The organism is Bremerella volcania (assembly GCF_007748115.1).
GTDB classification, from domain to species: Bacteria; Planctomycetota; Planctomycetia; order Pirellulales; family Pirellulaceae; genus Bremerella; species Bremerella volcania.
Window position 1 is genome coordinate 522,616 of record NZ_CP036289.1, and the last position, 14,457, is coordinate 537,072.

Annotated in this window: 8 protein-coding genes; 3 read left to right on the forward strand and 5 right to left on the reverse strand. The window is 56.7% G+C overall.

What is annotated here, in order from left to right; genetic code table 11:
* Positions 1-71 precede the first annotated feature (71 nt).
* Both Pan97_RS02180 and Pan97_RS02185 read right to left on the reverse strand, forming a co-directional pair.
* A complete protein-coding gene (locus tag Pan97_RS02180) occupies positions 72-4,385 on the reverse strand; it encodes a CHAT domain-containing protein (RefSeq protein ID WP_144970342.1) in 4,314 nt (1,437 codons plus the stop codon).
* A gap of 316 nt (positions 4,386-4,701) precedes the next feature.
* Entirely contained in the window at positions 4,702-5,046 is a 345-nt protein-coding gene (locus tag Pan97_RS02185; RefSeq protein ID WP_144970344.1) for a histidine triad nucleotide-binding protein, read from the reverse strand.
* Positions 5,047-5,434: 388 nt separating this feature from the next.
* On the opposite strand from Pan97_RS02185, the gene Pan97_RS02190 reads away from it, so the two are divergent.
* The 3 genes from Pan97_RS02190 (at position 5,435) to Pan97_RS02200 (ending at position 10,856) form a co-directional block, all read left to right on the forward strand.
* Positions 5,435-6,016 carry a hypothetical protein gene (locus tag Pan97_RS02190; protein WP_144970346.1) on the forward strand — a complete coding sequence of 194 codons (582 nt, stop codon included), beginning with the start codon at positions 5,435-5,437 and terminating at the stop codon, positions 6,014-6,016.
* A gap of 227 nt (positions 6,017-6,243) precedes the next feature.
* On the forward strand, positions 6,244-6,558 hold the full coding sequence (locus Pan97_RS02195; protein ID WP_144970348.1) for a hypothetical protein: 315 nt from the start codon (positions 6,244-6,246) through the stop codon (positions 6,556-6,558).
* Between the two features lie 368 nt (positions 6,559-6,926).
* Complete coding sequence (locus Pan97_RS02200) at positions 6,927-10,856, forward strand: family 10 glycosylhydrolase (RefSeq protein WP_144970350.1); 3,930 nt, start codon at positions 6,927-6,929, stop codon at positions 10,854-10,856.
* 5 nt (positions 10,857-10,861) lie between these two features.
* Here Pan97_RS02200 and Pan97_RS02205 read toward each other — a convergent pair whose 3' ends face one another.
* The 3 genes from Pan97_RS02205 to Pan97_RS02215 all read right to left on the reverse strand — a co-directional run bounded on the left by Pan97_RS02205 (position 10,862) and on the right by Pan97_RS02215 (position 14,396).
* Positions 10,862-12,097: a sulfatase-like hydrolase/transferase gene (locus tag Pan97_RS02205; protein ID WP_144970352.1), complete on the reverse strand. Its 1,236-nt coding sequence runs from the start codon at positions 12,095-12,097 to the stop codon at positions 10,862-10,864.
* 99 nt (positions 12,098-12,196) lie between these two features.
* A complete protein-coding gene (locus tag Pan97_RS02210) occupies positions 12,197-12,988 on the reverse strand; it encodes a WecB/TagA/CpsF family glycosyltransferase (protein ID WP_144970354.1) in 792 nt (263 codons plus the stop codon).
* A 7-nt stretch (positions 12,989-12,995) separates the two neighbouring features.
* Entirely contained in the window at positions 12,996-14,396 is a 1,401-nt protein-coding gene (locus Pan97_RS02215) for an O-antigen ligase family protein (RefSeq protein ID WP_144970356.1), read from the reverse strand.
* Positions 14,397-14,457 lie beyond the last annotated feature (61 nt).

Below are 14,457 nucleotides of genomic sequence, written 5' to 3' on the forward strand. Positions count from 1 at the left end.
CGTCCTGGGCTACCATGGAATTGGCAAAGTCGATTGCTATTAATTCATCGGCGCAGAAGAACATCATCGTGTCATTTGCCCCCTGTGACTGTCCAAGCCGCCCAGTAAAACGGGTGGGCCGAACCATAGCGTTCCCGTCGACTTTCAATCCGTCTTAGCTGGGCACTGCGTAAGGCTTCCGATTTGTTTTTGCCGGCGGCCAGGTTCTGGAAAAAGTCGTTCATGATGATCGCCGAATCACGGTCAGGCACAGTCCACAAGGTTGCCACGACGCTTTGAGCCCCGGCCAATTGAAATGCCTGACGCAAACCGGCCACCCCTTCCCCGGTCTTCACATCGCCCAGCCCCGTCTCGCAGGCACTCAGCACCACGAGTTCCGTACCGCGAAGATCCATGCCAACGATTTCCATGCCGGTCAGTACGCCGTCGTCGGCCCCGGCTGCCGGTTGGTTGCAGCCAGCAAACAGCATCCCGCACCTCAAAAGCGGGTTCTCGACCGGCTTTCCATCGACGGTGAGCAGCGCGGCACTGCGAGTATCATTCGATGCAAGGTCACGATCATCCAGCTCGACTTCCTGATCGGGCAGAAAGAAGCCATGCGTGCTGAGGACCAGCATCCGCGGCCGGTCGACTCGCTTGGCAACCGTTTCCAGCGCGTACTTGCCCAGGTAGCTCACCGGCTTCTTTTCGGCAATCGTTTCCATGTTCGGTGCGATCACCGCTGCTTCCGCTCGCGTATTGGGCAGTGCCGGTACCTTCCCCAGTGCCGTTTGCGAGACGAGCCCGCGGGTGGCTTCCCGGTCGAATTTTTCACCGCGGAAGATCGCTTCCACGGCCGTTTGGGTTTGGTCAGGCGATAAATCAAAGGTCGGGTCGGCAAAGAGCAGTGGCGTTTGACGACTGACCGGTTGCGCCTTTTGAACTAACTCGCGACCGCTGATGACGTACTGAAGCGCGTAGTCCTCAATCAGGAAGCGATCCTCGCTCACAGGCAACGTGCTCCAAGGCAGCAGCCACATTGCGCCGTCTGGACTGAGAATAACATTCTCGGTTTCGGGGGGAAGTTTGTCGGCGATAGGTTGCCAGATATCGCCGCTAAGCTGGCTGAGATTCTTGGTGAGCTTTTCGGCAGATTTAATATCGGTCATCTGCTGGCGGACCTGTTCGATCTGCTTGTCCGTCTCGTCGGCCGGGCCCAGATCGATCAACTGCACTTCTCCCTGGCCAGCGGCAGGTATGATCCACACCACGTACCGTTCCGGTTTCCAGCGTGGCCGGTCGACGGTAGCCTGGAAATCAAGGATGGGCATCCGAACGATGTTCACCAGGACCGCCTGCGGCGGAAGTGCCGCCCGTACTTCGTCTAATTCCACCCACTCGCCCGTTCCCGCCGAACTTCCGACGGCCTGGGCAATCTGACGACTCAACTTCCGTTCTTGCAGGGTTAGCTGCGCGATTGACTTAGTCCGAGCTTCCGTCTGATCGGGTTTGGGCTTCGACATCACGATCGTTGCCAACGTATGCCGAACGTCCTTAAGTTGTTTAACGGCTTCTTTGACCTTGGGATCATTGGAATCTCGCTCAAGCAGTTGCTGTTGCGCCAACGCCGTACTGGCAATTCCCTTTCCATTGATTAGCCAGCTCGCGGCAGCTTCCACGGCAACAGGCCTTATGCGATTGACATAGCCGAGTGACAACGCACCATGGAAAGATCCGTTTTGGGTAGCCAGAAACTTAGCTTGCGATGGAGGATCCATCGAGGTAAGGGTCCGGGTCATGAAGTTCAACGAACCCTTGCGAGATCGATCAAAGCTCTCGATCGCGTCTTGCCACGCCCTTTGAGCCTGAAGTAGACAGCCAAGATTGTTGAGCGAAATAGCCACATCGGGATGCTCTTCCCCCAGAATCTTTTTGCGGATCGCCAGAGACTGTTCATAGTAGGGAAGCGCGCCAGCATAGTCTCCTTGAGAATAAAGCAGAAAGCCTATAGCGATGAGCGAACTAGCCGTATCAGGATGCTCTTCCCCCAGAATCTTTTTACGGATCGCCAGGGACTGTTCATAATAGGAACGCGCACCGGCGTAGTCTCCCTGAACGCTGGCCAGAACGCCTAAGTCGTTGAGCGAACTAGCCGTATCAGGATGTTCTTCCCCTAGAACCTTTTCCTTAATTCTCAGGGCCCGTTCACAGCAGGAACGAGCGCCAGCATAGTCTTCTTGAGAATAAAGCACAGAGCCTAGATTGTGGAGCGAAGCAGCCGTAAGGGGATGGTCTTTCCCCAGAACCTTTTCTTTAATTTTCAAGGCCTGTTCATAAGAGGTACGCGCACCGGCATAGTCTCCTTGAGCAGAAAGCAGACCGCCTAGATTGTCGAGCGAACTAGCCGTATCGGGATGTCCTTCCCCCAGAACCTTTTTACGGATCGCCAAGGCCCGTTCAAGATAGCCACGTGCGCCAGCGTAGTCTCCTTGATTCATAAGCAGAATGCCTAGATTGTTGAGCGAAGTAGCCGTAACGGGATGCTCTTCCCCCAGAACCTTTTTTCGGATCGCCAAGGCCCGTTCATGATAGAGACGTGCACTGGCGTAGTCTCCCTGAACCTGAAACAGAGCGCCTAGATTGTTGAGCGATGTAGCCGTAACGGGATGCTCTTCCCCCAGTACCTTTTTACGGATCGCCAGGGCTCGTTCATAATAGCGACGTGCGTCGGCGTAGTCTCCTTGAGCCTGAAACAGAGCGCCTAGATTGTTGAGCGAAGCAGCCGTAAGGAGATGTTCTTTCCCCAGAGCCTTTTCACGGATCGCCAAGGCCTGTTCGTAATAGAGACGTGTGCTGGCGTAGTCTCCTTGAGCACCAAACAGATCACCTAGCCTGTTGAGCGAAGTCGCAGTGTCGGGATGTTCTTCCCCCAAAACCTTTTTTCGGATGTCTAGGGCTTGCTCATAGTAGGGAAGAGCGCCAGCGTAGTCCGCTTGATAGTAAAATAGAGAACCTAGATTGTCGAGTGTCGTAGCGGTATCGAGATGTTCCTTACCGAGAACCTTTTTACGGATGACCAAGGCCTGTTTTAAGTTAGGAAGAGCTTCGGCGTAGTTCCCTTGAGCAATCAGCAGAGAGCCTAGATTGTGGAGTGAAGTCGCGGTATCGAAGTGCTCTTCCCCCAGAACCTTTTTACGAATTGTCACGGCCTGCTCGTAGAAGGGCCGCGCAGTGGTAAGGTCTCTTTGAGCACTAAACACATCACCTAGCCTGTTGAGCAAAGCCGCAGTGGCGGGGTGATCTTCCCCCAGAACTTTTTTGCGGATAGCCAGGGCCCGTTCATAATAGAAACGTGCGCCGGCGTATTCCGCTTGATAGTAAAATAGTGAGCCTAGGTTGTCGAATGTCGTAGCGGTATCGAGATGTTCCTCGCCTAGAACCTTCTTACGGATGACCGCGGCCCGTTCTAAGTAGGGAAGAGCGTCGGCGTAGTTTCTTTGAGCAACCAGCAGAGAGCCTAGATTGTGAAATGAAGTCGCGGTATTAAAGTTCTCTTCCCCCAGAACTTTTATACGGATGGCCAGGGCCTGTTCATAGTTGCGACGCGCGCCTGCATAGTCTCCTTGTGCTTGAAACAGTAAGCCCAGGTTGTTGAGCGAAGTAGCCGTATCAGGATGTTCTTCGCCCCGAACCTTTTTGCGAATTTTCAGGACATATTCGTAGTAGGGACGCGCGGCGGCGTAGTCGCCTAGATAATACAGCAGAGTGCCTAGGTTGTTAAACGAATCGATGGTATCGGAATGTTCGTCCCCCAGAACTTTTTTACGGATCGCCAGGGCCTGCTCACAGTGGGGACGTGCGGCGGCGTAGTTTCCTTGAGTAATAAGCAATTCACCTAGGGTGTTGTGCAACCCTGCGACCTTAGAATGTTCTTCTCCCCTAACTTTTATTTCTATCGCCAGGGCCTGCTCAAAATAGGGGCGTGCATTGGCGTAGTCGCGTTGAGTAAATAGCAGTAAGCCTAGGTTGTTGAGTGAATGAGCCGTATCGGGATGTTCTTTGCCCAGGACTTTTTTACGGATGGCCACGGCCTGCTCGTAATGGGTGCGTGCAGCGGCGTAGTTTCCCTGAACGCCTAGCAGAACGCCTAGGTCGTTGTGCGACGTGGCGGTATCGGGATGTTCTTCGCCCAGTACCCTTCTTCGAATGGCGAAGGCTTCTCTGGCGTATTGTTCAGCCTTGGCGTATTGGCCCGCGATGAAATGTTGGCTGACCAGGCCATTTAGCTCGGTCGCCTTATCCAGTTGCTGTTGTTTCGTTGGGTCTTGCGCATCGCAGTTTGATACGAGCGGCTCAGCCCAGCCAGCGAGCCCAGCGACTAGCAAAAGTGGTAACCAAAATCGCATGGAAGAGTCCTCGAAGTACGTGGTGATATCGATCGGTAGGCCGGTACAGCGGTCGGTCGCTAGACATGCGGATGCACCTGTTTTAGACCAAAACGATCGAGATCACCAATTCTTCCCTCCCCAGAAGAAAATTTCCAAGAATCTGCAGGTGTCAATCGGGCAAGCAGAAGTGGTCGGCGGATCTATTGCGGGGTGAGAAACCGCTCTTGTTCAAAATGTCCGAGCGTTCAATGTGCCCAAGGAGGGCGTGACCTGAGCGGTTTCAAGCGAAAACAGCATGACTCTCTTCGATTCGCAACCCGTCCCATATAGGCAATTAACCCGGAGGCCAAGTCATCTGCCGCCCACCCAGCAAATGATAATGCAAATGCGGCACTTCTTGCCCGCCCGCTTCTTTGCAGTTGACGATCACGCGGTAGCCTTCTTCCAGGCCCAGGTCGCGGGCCAGGTTTCGGATGACGATCCAGATATGGCCGATCAATGCGGCGTCTTCATCGGTGAGGTCGTCGACCGTGGCGATTTCCTTTTTGGGGATGATCAGCACGTGCGTCGGGGCTTTGGGGGCGATGTCTTTGAAGGCCAGGCATTGGTCGTCTTCGTAGACGATATCGGCGGGGATTTCTTTGTCGATGATTCGCTTGAAGATCGTCTTTTCTGACATCGTGGTGCCTTTGCAGTAGGGAAGCAGATACGCTGTTCAGGCTACCACTTCCCGTTGGCAGTTCAAGCTGGTGAGAAAATTTTCGTACAAGCGATCGTCGATGAATGCATGCCGCCATCGGAGCGTCTCTTAACCAACCTAAGTTGCCATGGTGACTTAGATTTCATCGATGCCGCTGGATGCTCGTTGTGCACCTTCGTGATGGCATCGCTAGCGGAGGAAATTGTGTGAACTCGTGTGAAACCGCGTGCCGAAACGGTACTTAGGAGAAGCTGGAAAGTGCGGCAAGATGCGTGCTCCCGGCGAGTTCTCTTTCGACTTGGCTTTCGCAAGGATGCGACTAGCTGACTCGCTTCTACATCGATTTCGACGCAAGGGGGTACGCAGGATGCGCTGCCGCGAACTTCTCCTGGGGATGCTGCTTTTCGGGACCGCTCAACCACTTCTGGCCGATGACGTTCGCTATGTGGAACGCAACGGTGTGACCTATCGCGAAGTCGTACAGAAAGTCAACGTGCCGGTCTCCGAGACCAACTACCAGACCCATACCGAGAAGTTCTATCAAGAACGTCTGACGACCGATATTCAAGAGTCGCAGCGAGCTTACCTGACGCCGGTCACCGAGTACCGCTGGGAAGCGTACACGCCGTTCACTATCAATCCATTCGCCCCGCCACGAGTTGCCTATCGCTGGGTACCGCGGACGCACTGGGAGCAGCGCACCGAAACGGTTCGCACGCCGGTCACGCGCCGCGAACTGGTTCCGGCCGAGCGGACCGTCTCGCGTCCGGTCACGACGCTGAAGATGGTCGAGCAGGAACAAGTCACGCGGATTGCGATCGCCCCACCGCCACAACCGGCCGCAAGCGTCGCATCGCGCAATGCCATTGGCGGCGTTTCTAACTTGCAGAACGACCCGCCACGCATCGGTTCGACTTCGCTAACGCCGATGGGTAACCTGCGACGATAGGTGAATCGATTCGCCTGGTAGTGATTCTGAGGATTATCAAGGGACGCGGTTTGGCCGCGTCCCTTTCTTTATCAATCCTGCACGATATGCCGGCTGTTCGCTCTGTGCCTGTGAAGACTGATGTAACTTCCCATGAGAAAAAGGTTTGGCTTCGCTAGCACGCGCTCCGATACCTGCTTGTGTGAAAGGCAATGTGGCCAGTCGGTATTGAGGAGGCATCGGTAGACATGGCGAAGAAAGACACCTTCCGAGTAGTAACCCGCGGAGCAAACGGCGAGATCCGGATCAAAGATTACGACTCGGCCGAGCCACTGCTCAAGATGCACTCCCAAGTCGGTACCGAAGACAGCAGCACCGATCTCGCTCTGCGGGGGATGCCTGTGTTCCGCGGTCTGATTGGTCCGATGCCCGAAGGCAAGACCATCATCCGCTATGAATCGCCTGAGGTCTTTGAAACGCTGACCAAGGAATGGGGTGCCGCCAAGCCGAAGCGTCGTCGCCGTCGTACGGCCGCTCCGGATGCTGCCGCCACCGAAAGCTAAATCATAATTGAACTTAACGCGGTTTTCCGATAGGTCGAAACCGCTCTATGAGTCACCCTCCCGGGCGATCCCGCCGAGTATCCTGTTCTCGGCGGTCGCCATAGCGAGAAGCGCGGATCACGGGTGGTTGAGAAATATTGCACGAGAATTCTCCAGAACTGGGTATTGGAGAGTTTCTCTCCTTTACCCTGTTTCTCAACCACCCGGCGCTCTCGCCGATCTTCGACAAGCACCTTCGCCCAGCTAATGCGAGGGAGAGGAATCGCCAGCTAATTTCGCTCTGGCAGCGGTTTCCGTTCTCTGTCTATAATCCGCGGCCATTGTCCGATCAGGACACGTTTTTCCATTCCTTTGAGATATGCAGCGTTATGCTGGAACGACTGGTACAGGGAAGTCCCGGCCGACAGCACTCCGATCGTCTGCGCCCTCACGCGAATAAGAAGTTCGCCTGGCGGCTTGCGTCGTTCTGTGCGCTGTTGATTGCGCTGTCGGCAACTGCCAGGTCGCACGCTCAAACGGATGGACCGGTCGAGACCATTCGCAGTACGTTGCGCATCGCCTGGGGTGGTTCTTCCGAGAAACGCTGGCGAGGCAACATCTCGTTGACTGCTGGCAAGATTCGCCTGGTCCATCTACTGGGGATGGAAGCGGACGAAGCCAGGGCCGTACAACCGGATCGAGGGCGGATCGAGATTAACCATCTCACCCCGCGTATCTACGATGGGTTCGATGTGCAGATCGAAGCACCCCCTGGCGCTCAACTCACCATTCAACTTTCAGGCAGTCCTACCGATCAGATCGCGCCGATTTCGATCCCGGTGGCGTCGCTACTTCAGCAGCCCTACCAGGCAGCACTCGATGACCAGGGCTCCAGGATCCTGGTGCAGCGTGCTCCCGGGGATATCATCCGGGCCGAACTCTATCGCGATCACCTGGTCTTCTCTCCCCAAGAGGCATTACGAGCCAGCATTACCGGCTATCGAACGCAATTCCCCACCGGAACGACGGTGGAAACATTGGTACGCTTGCGCCCGGCGCGTTCCGGTCGATCGATCTGGGAAAAGAAGTTCACCAATACGGTGGATGTCGAAGGTAAGATCGACCTGGGCGAGGCGGTCGAAGTCGAAGTGCCGGCGGAAGAAGGGGTTTACGAACTCGCCATCACGATGACCGAGCAGCGGCTCAGTAGCCTGGTGTTCGCATCGAAGCCGACGCACCAGCGCATTCTTCAGTTTGTCGTCGTCGATCCCCAATTGCAGTACGTTCCCAGCAGCGAAGAACCGCGTATGCTGGCTTCCTTCGATCCGACCCATGCCGACTGGTGGCCCCGACTCTCGAAACTGGCTTCGTACAATCCCTGGACGAAATCGAAGACGTCGGAGCTGCATAACAATTTGACCAAGACGATCGATCATAACGATCGTAAATGGCAACAGCTTCAGCCTGGTGGTTGGCATGCGTATCCTTTGCCGATCGAGACCATGGGGACGCCGCTGGTCGTCGAGATAGAATACCCGACCGATATGGCTCAGAGCCTGGGGATCAGCATTGTCGAGCCGGACGCAGCCGGCATGATCACCCCGATCGGAATCGATTCCGGCGTCGAGGTTCCTCAGCCACAGCCGGGGGATAAGCCAGGTGAAGCGAAGCATCGAATCGTCTTCTGGCCGCGTACGAGCACACCCATGGTGCTGCTGACATGTCGCGATGCCGAGTTGCCATCGACCTTCGGTCGTATTAGCGTGTTGGCAGGCCGACCGGTCATGCCGGGTAGCGAAGCCGAAAGTCCGGACGGTACCCCGTCATCCGACGATGACCGTCTAGCGATCGCCTTTTGGGACAAGCCGTTGTTTGCCAAGGGATTCGGTGCGCCGGAAGATTTGAACACGGCATCGAATCGATCGCTGGAAGACTGGCTCACGTTCCTGGAAGGGAGCAATCGGGTCGTCGAGCATATGAAGCGCGTCGGTTTCAATGCCGCGTGCATCAGCGTGATGAGCGAAGGAGGAGCCCTGTACCCGAGCCCGCACTTCCGCTCGACCCCCAAGTTCGACAAGGGGTTGTTCTTTGATGACGGTCGCGATCCCTTCAAGAAGGACGTCGCCGAACTTTTGTTCCGACAGTTTGATCGAGCGAACCTGCGACTCATTCCGGCGATGGAATTGAACTCGCCGATCGTCCGCCTGGAAGAAGCCCGGGTGAATTCGGCCGATCCCAACTATGCCGCGCCGTTGAATCACCTCGGTCAGCCGGCGATGGACCAACTTGGTTCATCGGTCGGGGAAGGTGCCTACTACAATCCATTGAATGAAGACGTGCAGCAGGCAATCAGCGACCTGGTGCTCGACTTTGTTTCGCGCTACGGCCATCACCCATCGTTCGCGGGAATTTCGTTGAACCTGGATGGCGACGGGTACGCGATATTGCCGGGGCCTCAATGGGGCATGGATGAGAATACGCTGTTATTATTCGCCCAGACACTGCCTGCGGTACAGCAGCAAGTTTTCGCGAATCTGCCTGGCGATGTGATGACCCGCAGTAACTGGGTACTGCAGGAACACGAAGAAGATTGGCTCAAGTGGCGCGGCCAACGGATGTTCCAGCTGCATGCCCGTCTGGCAACCATTTTGCGAAGTGCGAACTCGAATGCCGTGTTGTATCTGAACACGGCCGGCTGCTTCCACGGACCGCATGCCAAGCTGCGTCTGACGCCGGAGCTTCCCCGCACGGTCACCACGACCGACGTGCTGTTGGAACTGGGCATCGATGCCAAGCGTTACAAGGCGCACCCCAACATTGCCTTGCTGGAAACCAACTTCGTTCGTCCGAAAGGGAACGAGAAGCGAGCCCGTTGGTACGCTCACTACCAGGCCGCACGCGAAGAAGAGGTTTCCTACGGCGACGAAGACAACCGCAGCGTGTTGCACTTCCACGTGCCTGATACGTTGCATGTCGCCGGTTTCGATCAAGCCAAGCCCTTCGGACGGGACGGAACGTTTACTTGGATCGCTTCGCAGTTTGCTGGTAGCGGTGCCGAAGTGCGGCGTCCGCTGGTCGAGCACTTGGCCCAGGAAGACGACCTCTCCATCTTCTACGGCGGGTGGATGGTTCCGATGGGACAGGACCAGTCGCTGCATGAATTCCTGTCAGTCTACAAGCTGCTGCCGCGTGGCAACTACCATCGCTTGAATGTGCCGCAATCGCAGCCGCTGGTGATTCGTAAGCTATCGACCGGCAGCGAAACGACCCTCTACTTCGTCAACCCAACACCCTGGGATTTGAATGCATCTCTCACGGTGCAGCTTCCCAGCAATGGTGTGATTACTCCGCTGGCAAGCAGCCAGATATCTCGCGGTCCACAACCCAAGGGAGAAAGCCAATGGAGCATCACGATCCCGGCGTATGGTCTGATTGCCTGTAAGGTAAACGTCTACGACGTCGCCATCACCGGGGCCAAGGTCTACTTGCCGACCGGCGTGATGCGAACGATGCGTGAGAAGCTCGATGCCCTGGCGCTACGCCTGCGAAGCATTCGGTCCATGCCCCCCGTTGCAATCCTTTCCAACGGCGACTTCGAACAGGCCTCCAGCGGCGGCGCGATCCCCGGTTGGACGGTCAGCAATCAGCCAGGCACGACGATTGGCCTCGAGAAAGTAAAGGTCTACGAAGGCCTGCAATCGCTGCGAATGCAAAGCAACGGCCAGGTCGTCTGGGCACGAAGCGAGGAAATCGAAATCCCCGATAGTCGGCGAATGATGCTCAAGATGCATCTGATGAACGACGGACGCAACATTCAGCCGAACCTGCGGATCGTGTTGGATGGATACATCGGCAATCAAAACGTTTACCGGCCGGTCTCGGTCGGTTCCGGCACACCGTTTCCGCTGCAATCGGAATGGAGCGAGTTCGCTTACCCAGTGCTCGATCTGCCGCCAGAGTTGGAACGCGCGAAGATCGGCTTCGACATGATGGGTGAGGGGAACGTCCTGGTCGATCGGATCGAAGTCTACGATGTCGCCTTCCGCGATAACGAAATCAACCAGCTCAACAAGTTGGTAACGCTGGCCTATGCCAAGTACCAACAGGCCGACGTCGGAGATTGCCATCGTCTGCTGGGTAGCTACTGGGTGAAGTTCTTAGAACGTCACGTTCCCATTTCGCCGGCACTTGCCCAGCAATTGGAGCAAACCCGCGCGGCATCGATGGCCCAGAAGAATGCCCCTCCCGAAGAGCCCAAGGCGAAGACCTGGCTCGAGACCTTCCGCAGCTACACGCCGCGTCTTCCCCGTTTCCAATAGTTTCGCTACTGCACGACCAAGCGTAGTTCGTCCGGCATCTCTGGCAGGGGTAGATTGTTGCGATAGGCATGCTCCAGAGCAATCGCCGTTTGAAGACCTGTCTCGGCGATATTCTTGCAGCGGTCGGCGACGTTGTTCACATCCCAGCGATCGTCCGGCTTGACGAACAGCTCGGTCACGATCTGATGAATGTCGATTTCATCCAGCGGCGTTTCCAGGTCTGGCAGATGATATCGCAGACTCCAATGATCGCAGCGGAAGCATCGCTGGTCGGCCAGGCCGCACAGAACGAATTCGCGCTCGTCCCTTAGTTGGGCTTCCAACAGATTGAGACCTTCCTGCGAGGCCGTTTCAAGTCCGAACGCCTGTGCGATCGTGGGCAGAATGTCCCCGAGCCGTGCCAGGCCTTGGCAGCGGGCCAGCCCATCCTTTCCACCTGGCTGACGAATCAACAGCGGCACGTGCAGCGTATCGCTATAGAGACGGACGGTCGAATCGTCATCGCGGCCAATCTGACCGTGCAGTCCGAGCGGGTAACCACCGGTCGAGGTCAACACGACCAGTGGTTGTTCATCTTCCGGCAGTTCTTCAATCGTCGCCAGCAGTTCCCCAAGCAGCATGTCGAGCACGGTGACCTGGCCAGCGTAGGCCTGGGTGATGCCCAGCACATGGTCCGAATCGAATTCGCGGTTTTCGCGTTCAAAGGGAGGATGCACTATCGTCGGCGGAGCAGGGTCTTCTTCGTCGGCGAGGTCTTCCCGAAAGCTATACGGGGCATCCCACGGCCCGAGCATTCCCCGGGCATGAGCCCAGATGATTTCCTCGCGGGCCGGTTCTTCCAGCCAATCGAGAAGGACCCCGGCGAAGCGGGCAAGGGTCGTCTCTTCCGGCGAAGCCGCCGCGACATCGGCAACCTCGGGAAACGTTTCGACCGACGTGAGACGCGTCGTCTCCCGCAGTGCGAGCAAGCGTGGATCGTCTGATAGTAGATGAACCGGAATGTCGGCATCGGTCAAAGCACTCATCAGGCCGTTAGGCTCGACGGGACCAACCGGATGCGAGCCTTCGAAAAGATGCGGATAGAGGTCCAGCGGGGCGGGGCACTCGGACAGACACTGCTCGAAGAGGACCGACTGACAAGCCCATTGATCGAGCGCCGGCGTATCGAGCCACGAGTTCCCGTAACAACCGAGAAACCCGGCTCCCCAACCATCAACCACCAATACCAGCGCGCGACGCACGATTAGTCCTTCTCGTTACTTAAGGCTCAAACTGTCCGGGGAACACCCGAAAGCGAGCGAATGATTCGACTTCCTTGTCGCAACTATAGAGGGCTGGTGCTATTTGGAAAAGTCGGGGCTCCGCAGGCCTGGCTTCATCCATTCGTTCCAGAGAATGCGTGGAAAGACGACTGCGTCCTTTGCATAGCGTTTGGCCAGACGTTTAGGATCGGTGCCGATGCGGTACGCCCATTCCAAGCCGGTTCGCTGCATCCACTTGGGAGCACGGCTCTTTTCGCCGGCCAGAAAGTCGATCGTGGCCCCGGCACAGACTGCCACTTTGGCGGCCACCTGGTGACGGACCTTGTGGATCCAAAGCTCTTGCTTGGGGGCCCCCAGACCGATCACCAGCAGCTGCGGCTGGGCATCGGCAATGCGTTCCAAAATCTGCCGATTTTCTTCCACGTCGTTCTCGAAGCCCAGGGGCGGGCTGTACGTGCCGACGATCTGCACGTTGGGATACTGCTTGTGAACGTTGACTGCCGCTCGCTGAGCCACCCCAGGAGCAGCGCCCAGCAGGAAGGTCTTCAGCGGCGCCGAATCGTCCGCCGCACGAAACAGGGCCGGGATCAAGTCGCTTCCGGTGACACGTTCGGGAAGGGACTTGCCGAACATCCGCGAAGCCAGCACCACCGGCCATCCGTCGGCCAGCACCAGGTCGGCGTCTGCGTAGGCATCACGCAGGGGAGCACTGGTTTGCAGCAGCACCGTGTGATCGACGTTGGGGGTAACGACGAAACGGCACGTTGCCTCCGTTTCGCTATTGAGCCAGGTCATCAACCGATCAACGGCACCCGTCATGCGGAGCGAATCGATCTCGATTCCAAACATTTCAATGCGGTCAGAACTCATCGTAGGGTTAACCTCGCGCGGCGGCCTGGGGTTGCCAGGCAGTGGGTGGGGTGGTTCGCTCGGGGCGTTTCACCAGGCCAAAGTCGTAAGCCAGGGAAGCGTTCATACCGGCGACCAGGAAGATCAACAGATGGTCGTAAGGCATGAAGGTAATCTCGTGACCAATCATCTGGCAGAATGCGATCAGGACCACGCCGACGCCCAGCGTTCCAACCGCTTTCGCCCAGCCAGGCGAATTGCTGCGGGCCTGACGCCAGCCGTTTCGCAGCCACATTCCATACATGGCTAAAAACGGAATGAAACCCATCAGGCCCAGGTCGCACAGCACGCTGAGGAACGTGTTGTGATGGTCGTAGTCACGAATCGATTCGAGCACCAGATCGACGTTGCGGTCGGCCAGGTACGGCAGTTTCGCTTTCTTAAACTGACTGAAACCATGTCCCAGGATGGGCCGATCGACGAACATCTCCCACGAGACATACGTGAAGCTGGCTCGCATGCTGACCGAACGACGCGTATCTTGGACCGAGCCTTCACGCTGCAGCCCCATGATCGCGTCCGACTTGGCAACCACGGCCAGGAGACCACAGGCAACCATGCCGGTGAGAAGTACGGTTCGTGTCTTCCCTTGCATAGTCAAAAAGATGCCAGCCATCAGGCTCAAGCCGCAGCCCGCCCAGACGGTTCGTGTCTTGGTGAAAAAGATTGCCGCCAGGAACAAGGGTATCAGGCTGAAGATGAACCACTTCCACTTGTTCGACGCCCGCGTCCAGAGCAGGCAGGTCGTCAGTAGACATCCGCACAAGTAAACGCCGTAGCTCACCGATTGAACCATCGGACCGCGAGCACGACCGAAGTGCAAACCAATCTTCGGATCGGCAATGTAACGAGGAAAGACGAAGCCATACAGGCCCAGGCCTTCCATGATCCCGATCACCGCCAGATAAACGCCAAACGCGGTCATCGCCATCAGGAACCAGTCGATCTGTTTTTCGTCGTACTTCAGGTTTCGCGCGACGATATAAACCGACAGGGGAATCAGGTAGCCATTGATCAAGTGCTGAACCGGCGGAACCTGGCCTGGCTCGATATTGCGGAAGTCGTGGGTAAATGTGTTGAAGAACAGCACGCCGAATAAGATGGCGATCACCGTATCGATCGTCATCCAGGGACGGACTTCCACCTTGCCCATCTTCCACTGCAAGACAAATGCGGCAGCCAGGCCGACAATCGCCAGGCGGTCGATCGACAGGGTGATGCCACCCAGATCGAATTGCAGAAAGTAGACGCCAGCAGTCGCCGTTGCCACCAGCAGACCGACGCATGCCATCAGCAAGTTGCCGCGCGTGGCCAGGATGGTTCCCCATACCAGGCCGACGAGAACGAAGATGGCAACAATGGCGGTCATTTCAGTGTCTTCAGCATTCAGTTTTCAGGACCCGAGTGGCTCGAAAGTGCTGAAAACGCGA

Excerpts from the sequence above, each read along its gene's own strand:
- Pan97_RS02190 (WP_144970346.1), top strand. The coding sequence starts at position 5,435 with ATGCGCTGCCGCGAACTTCTCCTGGGGATGCTGCTTTTCGGGACCGCT.
- Pan97_RS02195 (WP_144970348.1), top strand. The coding sequence starts at position 6,244 with ATGGCGAAGAAAGACACCTTCCGAGTAGTAACCCGCGGAGCAAACGGC.
- Pan97_RS02215 (WP_144970356.1), bottom strand. The coding sequence starts at position 14,396 with ATGACCGCCATTGTTGCCATCTTCGTTCTCGTCGGCCTGGTATGGGGA.
- Pan97_RS02200 (WP_144970350.1), top strand. The coding sequence starts at position 6,927 with ATGCTGGAACGACTGGTACAGGGAAGTCCCGGCCGACAGCACTCCGAT.
- Pan97_RS02210 (WP_144970354.1), bottom strand. The coding sequence starts at position 12,988 with ATGAGTTCTGACCGCATTGAAATGTTTGGAATCGAGATCGATTCGCTC.
- Pan97_RS02180 (WP_144970342.1), bottom strand. The coding sequence starts at position 4,385 with ATGCGATTTTGGTTACCACTTTTGCTAGTCGCTGGGCTCGCTGGCTGG.
- Pan97_RS02185 (WP_144970344.1), bottom strand. The coding sequence starts at position 5,046 with ATGTCAGAAAAGACGATCTTCAAGCGAATCATCGACAAAGAAATCCCC.